At 60.8% G+C, this 19993-nt stretch carries 15 protein-coding genes; 8 read left to right on the top strand and 7 right to left on the bottom strand.

Annotation, left to right across the window (positions count from 1 at the left end):
* Positions 1-136: 136 nt before the first annotated feature.
* The 3 genes from ycaO to pflB all read left to right on the top strand — a co-directional run bounded on the left by ycaO (position 137) and on the right by pflB (position 5452).
* Positions 137-1897 carry a 30S ribosomal protein S12 methylthiotransferase accessory factor YcaO gene (gene ycaO / locus MM194_RS00870; protein WP_241342339.1) on the top strand — a complete coding sequence of 587 codons (1761 nt, stop codon included), beginning with the start codon at positions 137-139 and terminating at the stop codon, positions 1895-1897.
* Between the two features lie 382 nt (positions 1898-2279).
* Positions 2280-3128: a formate transporter FocA gene (gene focA / locus MM194_RS00865; RefSeq protein WP_033129631.1), complete on the top strand. Its 849-nt coding sequence runs from the start codon at positions 2280-2282 to the stop codon at positions 3126-3128.
* A gap of 41 nt (positions 3129-3169) precedes the next feature.
* On the top strand, positions 3170-5452 hold the full coding sequence (gene pflB, locus MM194_RS00860) for a formate C-acetyltransferase (protein ID WP_033129640.1): 2283 nt from the start codon (positions 3170-3172) through the stop codon (positions 5450-5452).
* Between the two features lie 119 nt (positions 5453-5571).
* Here the strand turns inward: pflB and phnX are convergent, their stop codons facing one another.
* Genes phnX through phnW form a run of 3 tightly spaced genes read right to left on the bottom strand, consistent with a single transcriptional unit; the run spans position 5572 to position 8967 of the window.
* Positions 5572-6411, bottom strand: coding sequence for a phosphonoacetaldehyde hydrolase (gene phnX, locus MM194_RS00855; RefSeq protein WP_241342338.1), 840 nt, complete (start codon positions 6409-6411; stop codon positions 5572-5574).
* Positions 6404-7828: an aspartate aminotransferase family protein gene (locus tag MM194_RS00850; RefSeq protein ID WP_241342337.1), complete on the bottom strand. Its 1425-nt coding sequence runs from the start codon at positions 7826-7828 to the stop codon at positions 6404-6406. Before MM194_RS00850 ends, phnX begins: the two co-directional genes overlap by 8 nt.
* Complete coding sequence (phnW, locus tag MM194_RS00845; protein WP_241342336.1) at positions 7825-8967, bottom strand: 2-aminoethylphosphonate--pyruvate transaminase; 1143 nt, start codon at positions 8965-8967, stop codon at positions 7825-7827. Before phnW ends, MM194_RS00850 begins: the two co-directional genes overlap by 4 nt.
* A 241-nt stretch (positions 8968-9208) precedes the next feature.
* On the opposite strand from phnW, the gene phnR reads away from it, so the two are divergent.
* The 5 genes from phnR to MM194_RS00820 all read left to right on the top strand — a co-directional run bounded on the left by phnR (position 9209) and on the right by MM194_RS00820 (position 15579).
* Complete coding sequence (phnR, locus tag MM194_RS00840) at positions 9209-9916, top strand: phosphonate utilization transcriptional regulator PhnR (protein WP_241342335.1); 708 nt, start codon at positions 9209-9211, stop codon at positions 9914-9916.
* Between the two features lie 134 nt (positions 9917-10050).
* Complete coding sequence (locus tag MM194_RS00835) at positions 10051-11070, top strand: putative 2-aminoethylphosphonate ABC transporter substrate-binding protein (protein ID WP_241342334.1); 1020 nt, start codon at positions 10051-10053, stop codon at positions 11068-11070.
* A 253-nt stretch (positions 11071-11323) separates the two neighbouring features.
* Positions 11324-12418 (top strand): putative 2-aminoethylphosphonate ABC transporter ATP-binding protein, encoded by a 1095-nt coding sequence (locus MM194_RS00830; protein ID WP_241342333.1) that lies wholly within the window; start codon positions 11324-11326, stop codon positions 12416-12418.
* Positions 12415-14154: a putative 2-aminoethylphosphonate ABC transporter permease subunit gene (locus MM194_RS00825; protein WP_241342332.1), complete on the top strand. Its 1740-nt coding sequence runs from the start codon at positions 12415-12417 to the stop codon at positions 14152-14154. Before MM194_RS00830 ends, MM194_RS00825 begins: the two co-directional genes overlap by 4 nt.
* Before the next feature lie 18 nt (positions 14155-14172).
* Positions 14173-15579 (top strand): FAD-dependent oxidoreductase, encoded by a 1407-nt coding sequence (locus tag MM194_RS00820; protein ID WP_241342331.1) that lies wholly within the window; start codon positions 14173-14175, stop codon positions 15577-15579.
* Between the two features lie 326 nt (positions 15580-15905).
* On the opposite strand, the gene MM194_RS00815 is transcribed toward MM194_RS00820, so the two are convergent.
* From MM194_RS00815 to sucC, 4 genes are all read right to left on the bottom strand, one after another.
* Positions 15906-16373, bottom strand: coding sequence for a YcgN family cysteine cluster protein (locus MM194_RS00815; protein ID WP_106886992.1), 468 nt, complete (start codon positions 16371-16373; stop codon positions 15906-15908).
* A gap of 199 nt (positions 16374-16572) precedes the next feature.
* On the bottom strand, positions 16573-17667 hold the full coding sequence (locus MM194_RS00810) for a nuclease (RefSeq protein ID WP_125606918.1): 1095 nt from the start codon (positions 17665-17667) through the stop codon (positions 16573-16575).
* Between the two features lie 214 nt (positions 17668-17881).
* On the bottom strand, positions 17882-18754 hold the full coding sequence (sucD, locus tag MM194_RS00805; protein ID WP_042638718.1) for a succinate--CoA ligase subunit alpha: 873 nt from the start codon (positions 18752-18754) through the stop codon (positions 17882-17884).
* Positions 18754-19920: an ADP-forming succinate--CoA ligase subunit beta gene (gene sucC / locus MM194_RS00800; RefSeq protein WP_033132494.1), complete on the bottom strand. Its 1167-nt coding sequence runs from the start codon at positions 19918-19920 to the stop codon at positions 18754-18756. The genes sucD and sucC overlap by 1 nt, the downstream gene beginning before the upstream one ends.
* Positions 19921-19993: the final 73 nt, after the last annotated feature.

Below are 19993 nucleotides of genomic sequence, written 5' to 3'. Positions count from 1 at the left end.
CTTATAAAGGAGGGGCATAACGGCCCCGGATTGCAGCGCGCAGCGCCCCTGGAATGGGATTGTCCTCGCCGCTTCCCCGCCGACTCATGCTATTATCTGCGGCCAAACATGAGTCAATAAAAATCAGGATATTGTGATGACCGACCACACTTTTATTCCCGGCAAGGACGCGGCACTGGAAGACTCCATCGAACGCTTCCAGACCAAGCTGCAAGCCCTGGGGTTTGATATCGAAGAGGCTTCCTGGCTCAACCCTGTGCCCAATGTCTGGTCCGTGCACATCCGCGACAAGGAGTGCGCCCTCTGCTTCACCAACGGCAAGGGTGCCAGCAAGAAGGCCGCCTTGGCGTCGGCCCTCGGCGAGTATTTCGAGCGTCTCTCCACCAACTACTTCTTCGCCGACTTCTATCTGGGGGAGCAGGTTGCCAATGGCGACTTCGTCCACTACCCGAACGAGAAGTGGTTCCCCATCGAGGGGGATCAGCTGCCCACCGGTCTGCTCGACGGCTTCACCCGCAAGTTCTACAACCCGGACGGTGAAGTCACCGCCGACATGCTGGTGGATCTGCAATCGGGCAACGAGGAGCGCGGCATAGTCGCGCTGCCGTTCGAGCGCCAGTCCGATCACCAGACCGTCTACATCCCGATGAACATCATCGGCAACCTCTACGTCTCCAACGGCATGAGCGCCGGCAACACCAAGACCGAGGCCCGCACTCAGGGGCTGTCCGAGGTGTTCGAGCGCCACGTGAAGAACAAGATCATCGCCGAGGCCATCAGCCTGCCGGAGATCCCGGCCGAGGTGATTGCCCGCTACCCCGGCATCGCGGCCTCCATCGCCGCATTGGAGGCCGAAGGCTTCCCCATCTACAGCTTCGATGCGTCCCTCGGCGGCCGTTACCCGGTCATCTGCGTGGTGCTGCTCAACCCGAGCAACGGCACCTGCTTCGCCTCCTTCGGCGCCCACCCGCGCTTCGAAGTGGCCTTCGAGCGCACCGTCACCGAGCTGCTGCAGGGCCGTGGTCTCAAGGATCTGGACGTGTTCGTCCCCCCCTCGTTTGACAACGAGCAGGTGGCGGATCACCACAACCTGGAGACCCACTTCATCGACTCCTCCGGCCTCATCAGCTGGGATCTGTTCAAGCAGGAAGCCGACTTCGAATTCGCCGACTGGGACTTCCGTGGCAGCTCCCAGGAGGAGTTCGACCACCTGATCGGCATCTTCCACGAGCTGGAGCAGCCGGTCTACATCGCCGACTACGAGCACCTCGGCGTCTACGCCTGTCGCATCCTGGTGCCCGGCATGTCCGACATCTATCCGGTCGAGGATCTGCTGCTGGCCAACAACACCATGGGCGCTCACCTGCGCGAAACCCTCCTGGCCCTGCCGGCGCTGGAGTGGGACGCGGAGCAATACATGGCGCTGTTCGATCAGCTGGATGAAGAGGGGCACGACGAACGTACCCGGGTGCGCGAGCTGCTCGGCATTGCCGCCGCCAAGGGCACCGCCCTGCACACCCTCCGGGTCGGCGAGCTTAAAGCCATGCTGGCGCTGGCCGCTGGTGACTTGGAAAGCGCGCTGGATCTCATCGACTGGACCATGGAATACAACCAGTCGGTGTTCCCGAGCGATCGCGCCAACTACTACCGCGCCCTGCGCGCCTGCGTCGAGCTGTTCCTGGATGAAGATCGCGATCCCGAGCAGTACCGCGCCGTGTTCAGCCGCATGTTCGGGGAAGAGACCCTGGCCGAGGCCTGGGCCCACGCCAGCGGTGAGGCACGCTTCCACGGGCTGGAGGCGGCCGACCTGTCGCTCTCCCAGTTCCCGCTGCACCAGAAACTGCTGGCCGCCTATGAGAAATTACAGAAGGCCAAACGAGCCCATTCCTGGGTCTGATGTGGTAATGTAACGAAGGGGCCCGATGGCCCCTTCTGTTTTATGGTCTACGCTTTGGCTGGCTGTTATTCAGGGATGAAATAAAAAACAAAAAATACCTCTTAGGGGATTGTCAACCAGGGCACTTGTGTGCAGCGTTGCCGCAAAGCTATCTTGCCGATATATTTTAAGAAAAAATAATTTTAAATAGTTTAAAATCATCAGCTTAACGACACCACCAATTCTGTTTCACCTGAAATCGGCTGTAAAGTCAAGCTTCCAGAGGGCTCAAATTTCTGTAGTAAAATTACATTCACAATCTGTAATTCTTGATCGATGTCAATTTTGGCGATCTGGCCCTTTGTTATGATTTCCACAGGCAAAATATGCAGGTACATGAGAATTGAAAGCAGAATCTCCCTTTGATTGTCTGAAGCCCGAAGCCATCGCTGCACTGGCAGAAGATATCACCTATGCCAAGGCCACCAAGCCTGCATACAAGACCATCCCACTGGCCATCACCGCAGGCGCCTTCATCGCCATCGCGTTTGTTTTCTACATTACCGTCACCACCGGCAGCAGCGGCATGTCCTGGGGCATGGCCAAGCTGGTGGGGGGGCTGTGCTTCTCCTTGGGCCTCATCCTGTGCGTGCTGCTCGGTGCCGAGCTGTTCACCTCCACCACCCTGACCCTGGTGGCCAAGGCGGCCAATCGCATCAGCTGGGCCCAGTTGCTCAAGAACTGGGGCCTGGTCTACTTCGGCAACCTCATCGGTGGCCTCATCGTAGTGGCGCTCATCATCATGTCGGCCGAGTACACGGCGGCGGATGGACAGTGGGGTCTGAACGCCCTGAAAGTCGCCCAGCACAAGATCCACCACAGCTTCTTCGAGGCCCTTGCCCTCGGTATTCTCTGCAACCTCATGGTGTGTCTCGCCGTGTGGATGGCGTTTGGCGCCCGCAGTGCCACCGACAAGGTGATGGTCATGCTGCTCCCCGTCGCCATGTTCGTGGCCTCCGGTTTTGAGCACAGCATCGCAAACATGTTTATGATCCCGGTCGGTATCGCTATCCACAGCGTCGCGAGTCCGGAATTCTGGCAGGCCATCGGCCAGGACCCGGCCACCTTCGCCGATCTGACCGTATCCAACTTCGTTCTACACAACCTTATTCCTGTCACCATTGGTAATATCATTGGTGGTGGCGTCATGGTTGGCTTGACTTACTGGTTTATCTTCCGTCGCCATCATTAAGGATGGCGGCTGACACATAAATACCTTGAGAGGTAATGAAAATGGCAGAACTTAACGAACAGTTCCAAAAAGCATGGGAAGGCTTCGCGGCCGGTGAATGGCAGACCTCTGTCAACACCCGTGACTTCATCCAGAAGAACTACACCCCGTATGAAGGTGACGAGTCCTTCCTGGTTGGCGCGACCGAAGCTACCACCAAGCTGTGGGACAAGGTCATGGAAGGCATCAAGATCGAGAACCGCACTCACGCGCCGGTCGATTTTGATACTGACCTGCCCTCCACCATTACCGCTCACGATGCCGGCTATATCGACCAGAGCCTGGAGCAAATCGTCGGTCTGCAGACTGACAAGCCGCTCAAGCGCGCCATCATCGCCAACGGCGGTATCAAGATGGTCAAGACTTCCTGCGAAGTATACGGCCGTCAACTTGACCCCATGGTCGAGAAGATCTTCACCGAGTACCGCAAGACCCACAACCAGGGCGTGTTCGATGTCTACACCAAGGACATCCTGAACTGCCGCAAGTCTGGCGTCATCACCGGTCTGCCGGATGCCTACGGCCGTGGCCGTATCATCGGTGACTACCGTCGTGTCGCCCTGTACGGCATCGACTTCCTGATGGCCGACAAACTGGCCCAGTTCAAGTCCCTGCAAGCCGACCTGGAAAACGGCGTCAACCTGGAAGCCACCATCCGTCTGCGCGAAGAGATCTCCGAGCAGCACCGTGCCCTGGCACAGATGAAGGTCATGGCCGCCAAATACGGTTGCGACATCTCAGTACCGGCCAAGAACGCCAAAGAAGCCGTGCAGTGGACCTACTTCGCCTACCTGGCGGCAGTCAAGTCCCAGAACGGTGCTGCCATGTCCTTCGGTCGTACCTCCAGCTTCCTGGACGTGTACATCGAACGCGACCTGAAGAAAGGCCTGATCACCGAGCAAGAAGCCCAGGAGCTGATGGACCACATGGTCATGAAGCTGCGCATGGTTCGCTTCCTGCGTACCCCTGAATACGATTCACTGTTCTCCGGCGACCCGATGTGGGCGACCGAGACCCTGGCCGGTATGGGCGTTGATGGCCGTACCCTGGTCACCAAGAACAGCTTCCGTATGCTGAACACCCTGTACACCATGGGCCCGTCCCCTGAGCCGAACCTGACCATCCTGTGGTCCGAGAAGCTGCCGGTCGGTTTCAAGAAGTACTGTGCCAAGGTATCTATCGAGACCTCTTCCGTTCAGTACGAGAACGATGACCTGATGCGTCCGGACTTCAACAACGATGACTATGCCATCGCTTGCTGCGTGTCCCCGATGATCATCGGCAAACAGATGCAGTTCTTCGGTGCCCGTGCCAACCTGGCCAAGACCATGCTGTATGCAATCAACGGCGGCATGGACGAGAAGCTCAAGATCCAGATCGGTCCCAAGACTGAAATGGTCAAAGGTGAGTACCTCGAGTACAACGACGTGATGGACAGGCTGGATCACTTCATGGACTGGCTGGCCAAGCAATACGTCGCCGCCCTGAACATCATCCACTACATGCACGACAAGTACAGCTACGAAGCCTCCCTGATGGCGCTGCACGACCGTGACGTCTATCGCACCATGGCTTGCGGCATCGCCGGTCTGTCCGTGGCAGCTGACTCCCTGTCTGCCATCAAGTACGCCAAGGTCAAGCCGGTTCGTGACGAAGATGGCATTGCCATCGACTTCGAGATCGACGGTGAGTACCCGCAGTTCGGTAACAACGACGCTCGCGTCGATGACATCGCCTGTGACCTGGTCGAGCGCTTCATGAAGAAGATTCAGAAGCTCAACACCTACCGTGGCGCCGTGGCTACCCAATCCGTGCTGACCATCACCTCCAACGTGGTGTACGGCAAGAAGACCGGTAACACCCCGGATGGCCGTCGCTCCGGTGCGCCGTTTGGCCCGGGTGCCAACCCGATGCACGGTCGTGACCAGAAGGGTGCCGTTGCCTCACTGACTTCCGTCGCCAAGCTGCCGTTCGCCTACGCCAAAGATGGTATCTCCTATACCTTCTCCATCGTGCCGAACGCGCTGGGTAAAGACATGGAATCCCAGAAAGCCAACCTGGCAGGCCTGATGGATGGTTACTTCCACCATGAAGCCAACCTGGAAGGTGGTCAGCACCTGAACGTCAACGTGATGAACCGTGAAATGCTGCTGGAAGCCATGGAAAACCCGGAGAAATATCCGCAGTTGACCATCCGCGTATCCGGTTATGCCGTTCGCTTCAACTCTTTGACCAAAGAGCAACAGCAAGACGTCATCACCCGTACCTTCACCGCTTCTCTGTAATCGAGTCGTAGTGACTAAAAACCGGCGCCCAGGCGCCGGTTTTTTTATGTCTGCTCTTCAGGATCCATCGGCTTGCAAGGCGGAGACACCCCAAGCCCCCATCCCTCACGCCACCTTGTTCAGGGCCGTTCGCCAGCCGCCATACGGCGGTTGATATCCGTGATGACGGGGGCGATGTCGGCCAGGGTATCTATCACGTAGTGGGCCCCCGCGGCGCGCAGCTTGGCCTCGGCCGGCGCGCGCCGGGCGGTGATCTGCGCCTCGCTCATGGCGGCGAACGCTTGCAAGGTGGCGCCAAACTCGTTGCCGGAAACCGACAGCCCCACTGTCCACATGCCGGCGTTCAGACCCTCGCTGATGCCGGGCACGGCGTCGTCCACCTTGATGCAGCGATGCACGGCGCTTAACCCGAGCTCAATCACGTTGGCCAGCGCCATCCAGGGACCGGGGCGCCCGCCCGCCTTGAGATCGTCGGTGGCGACCCAGTGATCCGGGCTATAGCCGTGATCGGCCGCCGCCGGTACCAGCGCCTCCATCACGGGACGGGGGTAGCCCGAGCAGGAGCCGATACGCAGCCCCTGCGCTCGCAGCGCCTCCAGCACCGGCAGCACGCCCGGGATGGGGGCGGCGAAGCGGGTCACGGCGGCAATCTGCAGCGGCATGAAGGTGTGATAGAGATGGTCCACCTCGGCGTGGCTCATGGGGTGGCCGAAACGGGCCTGCCAGCGGGCATCCACCGAGGGCAGGCGGCCCAGGACGGCGATATGGTCCCACTTGCCCAACCCCATGGGCTGGCGCGCCTCATCCAGCGTCACCGCGAAGTCATAGCCGCGGACGAAGGCCTCGACGAAGATGGAGGTGGGGGCGAAGGAGCCAAAATCGACCACTGTGCCGGCCCAGTCGAGGATCAGCGCCTCCACGTCTGTGGTCGGGGCTACGGCAATCTGCAAGTCAGTCATGGTGATGTTCCTGTTCCGGTGAAAGGGCGATCTCGCCGAGGGCGTGATCGAGAATACTGAGCGCGCGCACCAGATCGGCGCGGGCTATGTTGAGCGGTGGCGAGAGCTGGATAACGTTGCCCTGGGAGACCTTGAAGCTGAGCCCGAGTTCCAGACAGCGGTAGAGCAGCCGCTCGGCGGCCTGGCTATTGCGCGTTCGACTCTGGTGATCGACCACCAGATCGAGCGCCCACAAGAGACCTATGCCGCGCACCTGGCCGATCAGCGGGTGGCGTTCGGCAAGCGCCGCGAGCTCGGCGGCCATGAAGCGACCATCCTCCTGCACCTTGGCCAGCAACCCCTCTTCACGGATGGTGGCTATGGTGGCGAGGGCCGCCGCGCAGCCGATGGGGCTCTTCTCGTGGGTGTAGTGACCGAGCGAAATAGCCGCCGCCTGATTGAAACGATCCCGGGTGATAAGCGCGGCAAAGGGCACCACCCCGCCCCCCAACCCCTTGCCTAGGCAGATGATGTCGGGTTCTATGCCAAACTCCTCGAAGCTGAACCAGTGGCCGGTGCGACCCAGGGCATTGGGGATCTCGTCGACGATCAGCAGCACCTTGTGGCGATCGCAGATCTCCCGCACCCGCTGCCAGTAGGCTTTTGAGGGCACCTGCACATCGGTGTTGCGGATGGGCTCGGCAATAAAGGCACCAATGCCCCCCTCCTTCTCGATGACGTACTCCAGATAATCGGCATAGTGCAGGTCGTCCCCTTCACCGCGATACCAGACGCCGCGATAGCGGGTGGGCGGCGGGACGCGCTCCACCCCGGCCATCAAGGGGCCCATGCCGGCACGAAAACAGGCCTCGCCACCGACCGAGATGGCATCGAGGGAGGCACCGTGAAAGGCATCCCAGAGGGACACCACCTTGCTGTTGCCGGTGATGAAGCGGGCGAGTTTCAAGGCTATCCCCACCACCTCGCTGCCGCCGGGGGCGAACAGCACCCGGTTGAGATCGCCGGGAGCCAGCTCGGCCAAAGTGCGGGCGCAGTCGATGGCGACCCGATGGGTGTAACGGCGGGGTGCAAAGGGCAGATCGGCGAGTTGCTGCTGCACCGCGGCCACCACTCTGGGGTGGCCGTGGCCCAGCTGATGGACGCTGTTGCCGTGAAAATCGAGGTACTGCTTGCCAGAGACGCTGGTCAACCGGCTCCCCTGCGCCCCCTCCAACAGATCCAGACAGGGGGTTGAGAGGGCCTGATGGAGAAAGTAGCGGCTATCTTCTGCCAGCCCGGCCTGCACCGCTTCGCCCTGGCCTGCCCACCAGCGCACGCGCCCTTCCCCCAGGTTGATGTCCCCTTCGCTGTCGGCCCGGCCGCTGCCGTGCAGCTTCTCGTCACGCAGATCGCAACCCTGAACCGGCATGCTGGTCATCGCGCGTTCTCCTGCCAGTAGCAGGCGCTGGCCATGGCGGCGAGCAGATCGCGCACCCGCTTTGGCGTCACATCGCCGATATTGCCTATGCGGAAGCAATCGGCCTGGGAGACCTTGCCCGGGTAGATGACAAAGCCCTGCGCCTTGAGTCGCTGATAGAAGTCGGCGAAGCGGTAGTCCGGGTGGGCCGGGGAATAGAAGGCGGTGATGATGGGGGATTGCCACTCCTCTGGCAGCAGCGGCACAAAGCCGAGGGCGGCCATCCCCGCCACCAAAGTGCGCTGATTTTCGCTGTAACGCTGATGGCGTGCGGCAATGCCCCCCTCTTCGTCCAGCTCGCGCAGGGCCTGGGCAAAGGCAAGCACGGTATGGGTGGGCGAGGTAAAGCGCCACTTGCCCCCCTGCTGCTCCATGGTCTGCCACTGGGCGTGCAGGTCGAGGGAGACCGAGCGGGCGCGACCGGCGCAGGCCGTCAGTGCGGCGCGACGGGCGATGACGAAGCCAAAGCCCGGCACCCCCTGAATGCACTTGTTGGCGGAGCTGATGAGAAACTCGATGCCAAGGCGCTCCATGTCGATGGGGATGCCGCCAAAGCTGCTCATGGCATCGACGATCAGGCGGATGCCGCGGCGCAGGCAGAGTGCAGCGACTTCTCCAAGCGGATTGAGCATGCCGGTGGTGGTCTCGCAGTGCACCATGGCCAAGTGGGTGATCTCGGGGTGGCGCGCCAGCATGGCGTCGATGGCGGCGGGCTCGGGGCGGGTCGTCTCGCCGCAGTCGAGCTCATGGTGGCGCAGGCCAAGACAGCGAGCCATCTCCCCCATGCGGGCGCCGTAAGCGCCGTTGTTGATGATGAGCAGACACTCGTCGGCGCCGATGGTCGAGCCCAGCACGCTCTCCACCACATAGCTGCCGCTCCCCTGCAGCAGCACGGCGCTGTAGTCGCTTTCATATTCCGGGCCAGTGGCCAGCCGCACCAGCTCGCGGCGGATGGGCTCGACCACGCCGAGGTTATAGTCCGCATCCCAGGTGCAACTGTCTTGCAGCATGGCGGCGCGCACAGTGGCGGTGGTCGAGAGGGGGCCCGGGGTCAGCAGCAGGTAATCGACGGCGGCGGGGGCCGCAGGAATATGGGTCATGATTTCGCTCCTTTTGGTATATACCAGAATGAACGCATTGTGGGTAACTGCCCCGCCGAGGTCAAAGGGGTGGGGCCACGTGCAACAAAAAATTCATTTTCGGCGCCGGGATCGCGATAATCTAGGAAGCCTGAACAACAGGGGCAACACTGGTATCTACCAACGCATTATATCGCCTCCATTTAGCGACCGGACCAACGACCAGCCCTGTGCCTCAACCATTGCCCAGCCAAGGATTTTCATGAGCAAACCCCAATACCTGCAGATCAAGGATGCCCTCGCCAACCAGATCCTGGCGGGGGGCCTGCCCCCCAACGACAAGCTCCCCTCCGAGCGGCTGCTGGGGGAACTCTACGGCACCACCCGGGTCACCATCCGCGAGGCGCTGGTGCAGCTGGAGGCCAACGGCCTCATCTATCGGGAGGATCGCCGGGGCTGGTTCGTCACCCCGCCGCGCTTTCGCCTCAACCCCAGGCGCACCTCCAACTTTCACCAGATAGTGCGAGAGCAAGGGGGCGAGCCGCACACCGAGCTGCTGGAGAAAAGTCGCCAGGCGGTGCCCCCGGCACTGATGGCGCAGTTGCAGCTCAAGCCGTTCGACAGCCTGTTTCTGCTCAAGCGGCTGCGCTATGCCAACGGGCGCGCCATCTGCTATTGCGAGAACCACTGCCTGCCAGCGCGGGTGCCCGGCCTGCTGGAGCTGGATCTTGCCGGCAGCCTGACCGAGATCTACCAGGCCCATTACGATCTTCACTACGCCCGCATGCAGGTGCGCTTCTTCCCCACCGCCCTGCCGGACGAGGTGGCCAAGGCGCTGGGGGCCACCGCCGGGCTACCCGCCCTGCGCCTCGAGCGACTCAACTTCGATCAGCACGGCCGGGTGCTCGACTTCGATCTGGAGTACTGGCGCCACGACAGCCTGGAGATAGAGGTGGATACCCAGGATTAGGAACAGACAAGTTAAGTGCGGCAAATCGAGTACGGCAAAACGTCACTGAGTCGTCACCGTACCGTCATAAAGTTCCCCTAGCCTCTGCTTCGACCAATCTGGTTTATACCAAGCCAATTTAAATGGAGAAGAGGATGAAACAGGGAACCCATTTGCTGGCCGCCGCCGTGCTGGCCGCCATGACAGCCCCGGCACTGGCCGCGACCGATCTCACCGTCTACACAGCCTTCGAGCCGGAGCAGCTCGGCGAGCTGAAGACGGCATTTGAGCGCCAGCACCCGGATATCAACATCAAGTGGGTGCGCGACTCCACCGGGGTGGTCACCGCCAGGCTGCTGGCGGAGAAGGCCCAGCCCAAGGCCGATGTGGTGTGGGGACTGGCCGCCACCAGCCTGATGCAGCTCGATCAGCAGCAGATGCTGACCGGTTACGCCCCCAAGGGGCTGGACAAGCTCGACAGCCGTTTTCGTGACGGCAAGGCCGAGCCCCACTGGATTGGTCTGGACGCCTTCTTCAGCGCCATCTGCTTCAACAAGGTAGAGGCAGAGAAGCAAGGAATACCGGCGCCGACCAGCTGGGCCGATCTCACCAAGCCCATCTACAAGGGCAAGGTGATCATGCCCAACCCCAGCTCCTCCGGCACAGGCTACCTGAGCGTTGCCGGCTGGCTGCAGACCATGGGCGAGCAGCAGGGCTGGCAGTTTATGAACGGTCTGCACCAGAACATCGACCGCTACACCCACTCGGGCTCGGCCCCCTGCAAGCTGGCCGCCAGCGGCGAGACGGTGATCGGCATCTCCTTTGACTTCCCGGCCACCAGCCTCAAGGCCAAGGGCGCCCCCATAGAGGTGGTGTTCCCGAGCGAAGGCTCGGGCTGGGACATGGAAGCCGCCGCCATCATCAAGGGCACGCCCAAGCTTGAGGCCGCCAAACAGCTGCTCGACTTTGCCGCCACCGAGCAGGCCAACGCCCTCTACAACAAGTCGTTCGCTGTGGTTGCCATCCCGGGGGTCGCCCAACCGAGAGCGGGCTATCCGGTAGATATCAAGGGCCAGATGATCGACAACGACTTTGCCTGGGCAGCCCGCGAGCGCAACGCCATCCTGACCCAGTGGAGCGCCAGCTTCGACGGCAAGTCGGAAGCCAAGCAGTAATCCTGAACAGGAGCGGTTTGTGCACCCCAGACACACCGCTGCCAATAAACCCCTTGCCGAAGGCCAGCACTTGTTGGCCTTCGCTTTTTTGTTTCACCCCCAATTAGCGACGCCTCGCCCATCTGCATAGGGCCAAGCCACCTGCCGAATGCCCGCCGTCATCTGACTGTCATCGAGCCGTCATCCCCCGATCACCTGACCGTCACACTTCACCCGCAAACTGGTATATACCAAATCAGTAGCGAGTCGAATCATGACCCAGCCCTATCTGGACATTCAACATCTCAACAAGCAGTTCGGTGCCTTCCAGGCCCTCAAGGGGATCTCTCTGACCATTGAGCCGGGGGAGTTTATCTGCTTTCTCGGCCCCTCCGGCTGCGGCAAGACCACCTTGCTCAGAGCCATCGCCGGCCTGGATTTGCCGGACAGCGGCCGGATCTGGCAAGGGGGACGGGAGATCTCCCTGCTGCCCCCCCAGGAGCGGGACTTTGGCATCGTGTTTCAGTCCTATGCCCTCTTCCCCAACCTGACGGTGGCCCAGAACATCGCCTTCGGCCTTGAGAATCAGGGATTGGCGCGCGATGCCATCAAGGAGCGGGTCGATCACTGGCTGGCGCTGGTAGATCTCGATGCCCAGTCCCACAAATACCCGAGCCAGATCTCCGGCGGTCAGCAGCAGCGGGTGGCGTTGGCCCGGGCCTTGGCCCTCTCCCCCGGCCTGCTGCTGCTGGACGAACCACTCAGCGCCCTGGATGCCCTGGTGCGCACCCACCTTCGCAGCGAGATCCGCGCCCTGCAGCAGCGCCTTGGCATCACCACCATCATGGTGACCCACGATCAGGAAGAGGCGCTGACCATGGCGGACCGCATAGTAGTGATGGAAGGCGGCCGCATCGTACAGGTGGGCACCCCGCAAGAGATCTACCACAGGCCTGCCAGCCGCTTCGTGGCAAGCTTCGTCGGCACCATGAACTTCCTCGAGACCCTGGTGCTCGGCCCCACTCAGGTGCGCCTCAACGAACAGCCCTTGACGCTCGCCAACCAGGCCGCTGCCGGCAGCAAATTGCAGGTGGCGATCCGCCCCGAGGCGATCACCCTGGGCGCCCCCCATGAGCATTATCCTGGTCAACATGGCGTAGAAGCGCAGATAGATCAGGTGGAGTTTCTCGGCGCCGCCCAGCGCCTCATCTGCACCGCCGACACCTATCTCGGCCCGCAGCAAATTCTGGTGGAGCGCCCCACCCAGGCGCAGCCCCACCACGAGCAGGGGGGCTGGCGCAGCGGCATGCGCTGCTCCCTGCACTGGCCCGCCGGGGCCATGCAGCTCTTTGAAGGAGAGCGTCCATGAGCCCTCATCTCTCCACCCCGGCACTGACAACCCAAGAAGGTCTGCCTCGCTACTCCCTGTGGCAGCGGCTCTGCAGCGGCTGGAGCCGGGACAGCCTGATCCAGCTCGTGCTGCTGTTGCTGGGCATAGCCCTGCTGGTCGGTGGCCTGCTGCTACCCCTGCTCGCCATGCTGCAAAAGAGCCTGCAGGACATGGACGGCAACTGGGTGGGGCTCGCGAACTTTCGGGACTACGTCCTCTCCCCCAACCTGACCCGCACCATAGGCAACACCCTCTGGCTCGGGGTGCTGATCACCGCCCTGGTGGTGACCATCGCCTTTGGCTACGCCTATGCCCTCACCCGTACCTGCATGCCGGGCAAGAGCCTGTTTCGCCTCATCGGCCTTATTCCGCTCTTGATGCCCTCCCTGCTGCCCGCCATCAGCCTGGTCTACTGGTTTGGCAATCAGGGAGTTGCCAAGGGGCTGCTCGGCGGCGAGAGCATCTACGGCCCCATCGGTATCGTCATTGGTCTGGGCTTCTGGTGCTTCCCCCACGCCCTGATGATCCTCATCACGGCGCTGGGACACAGCGATGCCCGTCTCTATGAGGCGTCCCGGGTGCTGGGCAGCAGCGGCTGGCGCACCTTTGTCACCGTCACCCTGCCCACCGCCCGCTATGGTCTGCTCAGCGCCGCCATCGCCGTCTTCACCCTCACCATCTGCGACTTCGGGGTGGCCAAGGTGATTGGCGGCCAGTACAGCGTGCTGGCCACCGATATCTACCGGCAGGTGATCGGGATGCAGAACTTCTCCCTCGGGGCGGTCGCCAGCGTCACCCTGCTGCTGCCGGCGCTGCTGAGCTTTGCGCTGGAGCACAGGGTGCGCAGCAAGATGCAGGAGCAGAGCAGCACCAAGGCGGTGCACTATCAGCCCAAGCCCCATAGAGTGCGAGATCTGCTGGCGCTGGGCTGGTGCGCCCTCTGGGCCCTGCTGTTTCTGGCGCTGGTCGGCATGGCGGTCTACGGCTCCCTGGTGCAGTTCTGGCCCTACAACCTTGAGCTGACGCTGGATCACTACGCCTTTGACAGCAACAGCGTCTATGGCTGGCAGCCCTTTACCAACACCCTGCAGCTGGGCCTCTATACCGCCCTTGTGGGCACAGTGCTGGTCATGGTGCTGGCCTGGGCGCAGGAGAAGGGGCGCCACTTCGCATGGCTTCGCCAGCTGCTGCACCTGCTGGCCATGCTGTCGCTGGCGGTGCCCGGCATGGTGCTGGGGCTGGGCTACATCTTCTTCTTCAACCGGCCGGACAGCCTGCTCGGCAACCTCCATGGCACCCTGCCGCTGATGGTGCTCTCCTGCGTCATCCACTACTACACCGTGGGGCACATGACGGCGGTGACCTGCCTCAAGCAACTGCCCAGGGAGCTGGAGCTGGTGGCTATTTCCCTGCGCATCCCCCTCTGGAAGGCGTTCTGGCGGGTGACCCTGCCCGCCTCCCTTCCGGCGCTGCTGGAGATCTTCATCTATCTGTTCGTCAACGCCATGACCACCACCTCGGCGGTGATCTTCCTCTATTCCAGCGACAGCGTGCTCGCCTCCATCGCCGTGCTGAATATGGAGGATTCCGGCGATACCGCCGCAGCCGCCGCCATGGCCACCCTGATCCTGATGGCCGCCGCCACCGTCAAGCTGCTCCAGCTCTTTTTGAGCCGCGCCCTGCTGGATCGCACCCAGCGCTGGCGCCATCAATAACCTTATCGAGGAGTCATTATGTCCACTCGCCCCTTTTGGCTGGCCGAGGCCCTGGCCACCGAACAACCCGCCCCCCCCACGCCCCTTCAAGGCCAGCACGAAGTGGATGTCTGCATCGTCGGCGGCGGCTTTACCGGGCTCTGGAGCGCCATCACCCTTAAGACCGCCGAGCCTCACTTGCGTATCCTGGTGCTGGAAAAAGATCTGTGCGGCAGCGGGGCCTCGGGGCGCAACGGCGGCTGCCTGCTCACCTGGTCGGCCAAGTACCTGACCCTGAAGCGGCTGTTTGGGGAGCAGCAGGCCGCCTGGCTGGTGCGAAGCTCCGAGCAGGCGGTGCACGAGATAGCCCACTTCTGCAAGCTCCACGACATAGAGGCCCAACTGCGGGTGGAGGGTACCTGCTATACCGCCACCAGCGAGGCCCAGCGCGGTCTGATGGAGCCGGTATTGCAGGAGCTAAAGCGAACCGGTCTTAACCAGTGGCAGACGATTGAGGAGAGTGAACTGGCGAGCCAAAGCGGCTCCCACGTCCATCTGGAGGGGCTCTACAGCCCCCACGCGGGCTCGGTGCAACCGGCGCTGCTGGTGCGCGGCCTGCTGCGGGTGGCACGGGAACTGGGGGTCGAGGTGTATGAAGGCTCCCCCATGCAGCGCCTCGACGCAGGCCAGCCTGCGCGGGTGCAAACGCCAGAGGCCATCGTGCGCGCCCGCAAGGTGGTGCTGGCCCTCAACAGCGCCATGACGGCGCACTTTCGCGAGTTTCGCCGCAGCATAGTGCTGGTCTCCTCGGATATGGTGATAACCGACCCGGCGCCACAGGCGCTTGCCGCCCAGCAACTCGCGCACGGTCGCTCCGTGGTGGATGGCCGCACTTTTGTGCACTACTACAGATCCACCGTGCAAGGGAGGCTGATGCTAGGCAAGGGGGGCAACCGCTTCGCCTTTGCCAACCGCCATCTGGCCGAGTTTGATGCCCCGAGCCGCTATCTTGCGCCTCTCACCCGCACCCTGCGCCGCTTCTTTCCGGCACTTGAAGATGTACCCGTCGCCGCCAGCTGGTGCGGCGCCTCCGATCGCTCGGTGGATGGCCTCCCCTTCTTCGGCCACTGGCGCGAGCAGCCCAATATCGTCTATGGCCTCGGCTATTCCGGCAACGGGGTGGCGCAGAGCTGGATGGGCGGTCAAGTACTGGCAGCCCTGGTGAGAGATGTGGTGCGGGAAGAGGACAAAATGTGGCGTGATTGCGCCCTGGTGAGCGGCCCGCGCGGCTATTTCCCGCCTGAGCCCTTTCGCTGGCTGGGGGCCATGGTGGTGCGCAATGCCATCCGCCGCAAAGAGCGGGCGGAAGATGAAGGGCGCCCCGTGCCCTGGTATGACAAGCGGCTGGCCCGACTGGCGGATGCGGCGGGCAAGGCGGATAAGTAACGGCCGCCAAGATGGATAAAAAAGAGCCGTGGATCCTCGCCATCAACTGGCGAGCGGCGGGCATGTCACCCACGCGCGGCCCAATGCCAGATAGCAACAGGGGCGGGAGAGTGCAGCTCTCCCGTCCCTGTATCATGGAAGCGGTTTGACCTGCGCTGGTGGCGCCAGGGACGACATCTCACGACCTGCTAATACTTTCGTCCCGGTACGCCTTATTACACTGCCTTTACTGCATAAAACTCATCATTTGTATGCCAAAAGCAACAAGGGCAGAGGAGTCACACTCCCCTGCCCTTGCCATGACAGATAAAATCCGGTTTGGTGGCTTAGCTCGCCCAGGTAATGATGTGATCTATCCAGTCGCCGGCATGGGCCTCGTGCACCACCTTGCCTCGCACCGACTGGCCGGCCTGGTGCATGGCGCTGCGGCTGCCGGTGATAAGCGGATGCCACTCAGGCAGGCTTTGCCCCTCTGCCAGCAGGCGGTAGGCGCAGCTCGACGGCAGCCAGTCGAACTCGGCAATCTTGTCGAAGGTTATCTGCAGGCAATCCGGCTCTTTTTTAAAGCGGTTGCCGTAGTCGGAACACTGGCAGGTCTTGGTATTGAGCAGGTTGCAGGCCACGTTGGTGAACACCAGCTCCTCGGTGTCCTCGTCGATCAGCTTGTTCAGGCAGCACTTGCCGCAGCCATCGCACAGGGACTCCCACTCCGTCATGGTCATCTGTTGCAGGCTCTTCGCCTGCCAGAAGGGGGCGGTCTGCACTTCGTTTAACTGCGGCACTTTTTGCTGCATGGCAATGGGCTCACTCAATACACTGACAAGCGCGTGGTTATACGCCTTATGGTCCGATTTTTCAAGGTTGGCGGCTGTCTGTGGTGAACGCGAACCTTTGTCACGCGAAGCTCAAACCTACTCACCTGTTGGTTGTACTTGAGCCTGCATAGTTCTACAGACAACATCGCTATCAGGAGCCATCACCTACAACCAATTGTTATGTATCATCCACACCGTATTTGGGAAATTTTTGCTTCAAGCGATTCACGGTTGATCTCCATTTCGCAACAGTGGGCTTGCACACAGTATTTTGATTACCAAACATTCCCACCTCCTGCACTGCCTCGTTCAAATCCTTGGTATCCAACCATTCGACCGCCACAAAGTACTCGCACTTTTCTTCATCATCAGCAAATTCTCGGTGATAATCGCCCTGTGTAAGGACGTCCAACGCGGGCATATCACCATCAGGTGTTCCTATTAAAAACTGAGCAGCTGCAACAGCACCATTAAGCACTCGAGCCACTCCAACAAATCCCGTACCAGGCACTTTTACCCAGACTCTGTCACCAGGAGATAGCAGTTGCAGTGTTCTGCTGTACCAAGCCCCCCCACCACCACATATAAAGCCAAACTTCCTAGCTTCATACCAAGAGCGGGTATCACTGTGTCCATACGAGCAATAGAATTCACCATTCCATGGTTCGACACTGCCAGCCCTTGTCCTTGATGCCGCGGATTGAGTTTCAATGGGGTCAAGCAACCAAGTGCGGCTAATAATTTTCTCGTTACCGTGAGTAAATACCTGAAAAAACAAAACGTTGATGGCTATCGAGCGATCATTCAAGTAAGCCACTATGCGTTCAGTACTGGCGTCCAGTTCTGCTGCGACAATGATTATTTGATGGCTCTGATTCAGTTCATCTTCATCAAGCTGACGTTGGAATTTTTTCTCAAAGTCCGCAGCAAGATCTCGACCAGACGAAAATCTCCGGTAAATTTCGACGATTTTCTCGGGTTTTAGTTTTTCTACCCAGGAGGCATAATCAAGTGCCTGTGCAACTACTTCTCTTGGCGTCTTATCCCGCTTTAGTTCTACCAGTACTAATGAAGCATCTGGAGCTATCGCAAGAAGATCGAGAGGTTGGTTATTGTATGTCCGCTCCTGCTGCCCAATAAGAAGCCATTCATCTGAAAGCATTCCTGGCTCTTGAACAATCATGGCCTCCAGCAACTTCTCCGTATCGAGACGACTCTCATGCAAAGCCTCAGGTCTTTCACCGACTTTCCAAAGATGTGTTTTAACTGGCACGACTTTTCCCTTATGTCATATAACTCTTAAAAATAGATATTCGTGGCAGCATAATTTAATAGATGACGATTAACTATGCATTTCTCATCGAGATCTGAGGTAGACCGACTTATGTGTAACGCCATTGTTAAAGTGCGGTCTCCATTAAAAATTCTGCTATAAAAAATGCCGCCCTGGGGCGGCATTTTGCTATCAAAGATAACGGACTTAAAAATTACCAGCCGGTTACTTCACGCAGGGCCTTGCCGATATCGGCCAAGGAGCGCACGGTTTTCACGCCGGCATCTTCCAGGGCGGCAAATTTCTCTGCTGCCGTGCCCTTGCCACCGGCGATGATGGCGCCCGCATGACCCATGCGCTTGCCAGCCGGGGCGGTGACGCCCGCGATGTAGGAGACCACCGGCTTGGTGACGTGGGCCTTGATGTAGGCCGCCGCCTCTTCCTCGGCGCTGCCGCCGATCTCGCCGATCATGACGATGGCTTCGGTCTGCGGATCCTTCTGGAACATTTCCAGAATGTCGATGAAGTTGGAGCCCGGGATGGGGTCACCACCGATGCCGACGCAGGTAGACTGGCCGAAGCCCTCATCCGTGGTCTGCTTGACCGCTTCGTAGGTCAGGGTGCCGGAGCGGGAGACGATGCCCACCTTGCCCGGCTTGTGGATGTGGCCGGGCATGATGCCGATCTTGCACTCACCCGGGGTGATGACGCCCGGGCAGTTCGGACCGATCATGCGCACGCCGGTTTCCTGCAGCTTCACCTTGACCTGCAGCATGTCCAGGGTCGGGATGCCTTCGGTGATGGTGACGATGAGCTTGATGCCGGCATCGATGGCTTCCAGGATGGCGTCCTTGCAGAACGGGGCCGGGACATAGATGACGGAGGCGGTGGCGCCGGTGGCTTCCACGGCGTCACGGACGGTGTTGAACACCGGCAGGCCCAGGTGAGTGGTGCCGCCCTTGCCCGGGGAGACGCCGCCGACCATCTGGGTACCGTAGGCAATCGCCTGTTCGGAGTGGAAGGTACCCTGACCGCCGGTGAAGCCCTGGCAGATCACCTTGGTGTCTTTGTTGATCAGAACGCTCATTATTTGGCCTCCGCTGCTTTGACCACTTGCTGCGCTGCGTCGGTCAGACTCGTTGCTGCGATGATGTTGAGGCCGCTGTCGGCCAGTTTACGGGCACCCAGTTCGGCGTTGTTGCCTTCCAGACGCACCACCACGGGCACCTTGACCCCCACTTCCTTGACCGCACCTATGATGCCTTCCGCGATCATGTCGCAGCGCACTATGCCGCCGAAGATGTTGACCAGCACGGCCTGGACCTTGCTGTCAGACAGGATGATCTTGAAGGCCTCGGTCACCCGCTCCTTGGTGGCGCCGCCGCCGACGTCCAGGAAGTTGGCCGGTGAGCCGCCGTGCAGGTTGACGATGTCCATGGTGCCCATGGCCAGACCGGCGCCGTTGACCATGCAGCCGATGTTGCCATCGAGCGCCACATAGTTCAGCTCCCACTGGGCGGCGTGCGCCTCGCGGGGGTCATCCTGGGATGGGTCATGCATCTGGCGCAGCTTGGGCTGACGATACAGGGCGTTGGCGTCGATGTTGATCTTGCCGTCCAGGCAGTGCAGGTTGCCCTGGGCGGTGATCACCAGCGGGTTGATTTCCAGCAGGGCGAAGTCGCAGTCCAGGAACATCTGGCCCAAACCCATGAAGATCTTGGTGAACTGCTTGATCTGATCGCCGACCAGACCCAGCTTGAAGGCCAGCTCGCGCGCCTGGTAAGCCTGCGGGCCGACCAGCGGATCGATGGCCGCCTTGTGAATGAGCTCCGGGGTTTCGTGGGCGATTTTCTCGATGTCCACGCCACCTTCGGTGGAGGCCATAAAGACCACGCGGCGGCTGCCACGATCGACCACGGCGCCCAGGTACAGTTCTTTAGCGATGTCGGTGCAGGATTCCACCAGGATCTTGGTGACCAGCTGACCGTTGGCGTCAGTCTGGTAGGTCACCAGGTTCTTGCCGAGCCAGTGTTGGGCGAAGGCACGGATCTCGTCCTTGCTCTTGGCCAGCTTGACGCCGCCCGCTTTACCGCGGCCACCGGCGTGGACCTGGCATTTGACGACCCAGGTGTTGCCGCCAATCTTGTCGGCCGCTTCGGCCGCTTCCTGCGGGGTGGCGCAGGCATAACCTTCGGAGACCGGCAGGCCATATTCGGCAAACAGCTGTTTTGCCTGATATTCATGCAGATTCATAGATGCTCTATCCGTGTTGTAGGTCTTTCTGTCCGGGGCTCGTTGTTTCTCAATCCCCTGTGAAAGGGGCCTC

The organism is Aeromonas sp. MR16, assembly GCF_022549315.1.
GTDB lineage: Bacteria > Pseudomonadota > Gammaproteobacteria > Enterobacterales > Aeromonadaceae > Aeromonas > Aeromonas aquatica.
The sequence above is the reverse complement of the archived record's forward strand: the minus strand, read 5'-3'. Positions and strand labels throughout refer to the sequence as shown.

What these genes read in the sequence shown, in the direction of transcription:
- ycaO (WP_241342339.1), top strand. Translation starts at nt 137, where the DNA reads ATGACCGACCACACTTTTATTCCCGGCAAGGACGCGGCACTGGAAGAC.
- pflB (WP_033129640.1), top strand. Translation starts at nt 3,170, where the DNA reads ATGGCAGAACTTAACGAACAGTTCCAAAAAGCATGGGAAGGCTTCGCG.
- phnX (WP_241342338.1), bottom strand. Translation starts at nt 6,411, where the DNA reads ATGACTGACTTGCAGATTGCCGTAGCCCCGACCACAGACGTGGAGGCG.
- MM194_RS00850 (WP_241342337.1), bottom strand. Translation starts at nt 7,828, where the DNA reads ATGACCAGCATGCCGGTTCAGGGTTGCGATCTGCGTGACGAGAAGCTG.
- phnW (WP_241342336.1), bottom strand. Translation starts at nt 8,967, where the DNA reads ATGACCCATATTCCTGCGGCCCCCGCCGCCGTCGATTACCTGCTGCTG.
- phnR (WP_241342335.1), top strand. Translation starts at nt 9,209, where the DNA reads ATGAGCAAACCCCAATACCTGCAGATCAAGGATGCCCTCGCCAACCAG.
- MM194_RS00835 (WP_241342334.1), top strand. Translation starts at nt 10,051, where the DNA reads ATGAAACAGGGAACCCATTTGCTGGCCGCCGCCGTGCTGGCCGCCATG.
- MM194_RS00830 (WP_241342333.1), top strand. Translation starts at nt 11,324, where the DNA reads ATGACCCAGCCCTATCTGGACATTCAACATCTCAACAAGCAGTTCGGT.
- MM194_RS00825 (WP_241342332.1), top strand. Translation starts at nt 12,415, where the DNA reads ATGAGCCCTCATCTCTCCACCCCGGCACTGACAACCCAAGAAGGTCTG.
- MM194_RS00820 (WP_241342331.1), top strand. Translation starts at nt 14,173, where the DNA reads ATGTCCACTCGCCCCTTTTGGCTGGCCGAGGCCCTGGCCACCGAACAA.
- MM194_RS00815 (WP_106886992.1), bottom strand. Translation starts at nt 16,373, where the DNA reads ATGCAGCAAAAAGTGCCGCAGTTAAACGAAGTGCAGACCGCCCCCTTC.
- sucD (WP_042638718.1), bottom strand. Translation starts at nt 18,754, where the DNA reads ATGAGCGTTCTGATCAACAAAGACACCAAGGTGATCTGCCAGGGCTTC.
- sucC (WP_033132494.1), bottom strand. Translation starts at nt 19,920, where the DNA reads ATGAATCTGCATGAATATCAGGCAAAACAGCTGTTTGCCGAATATGGC.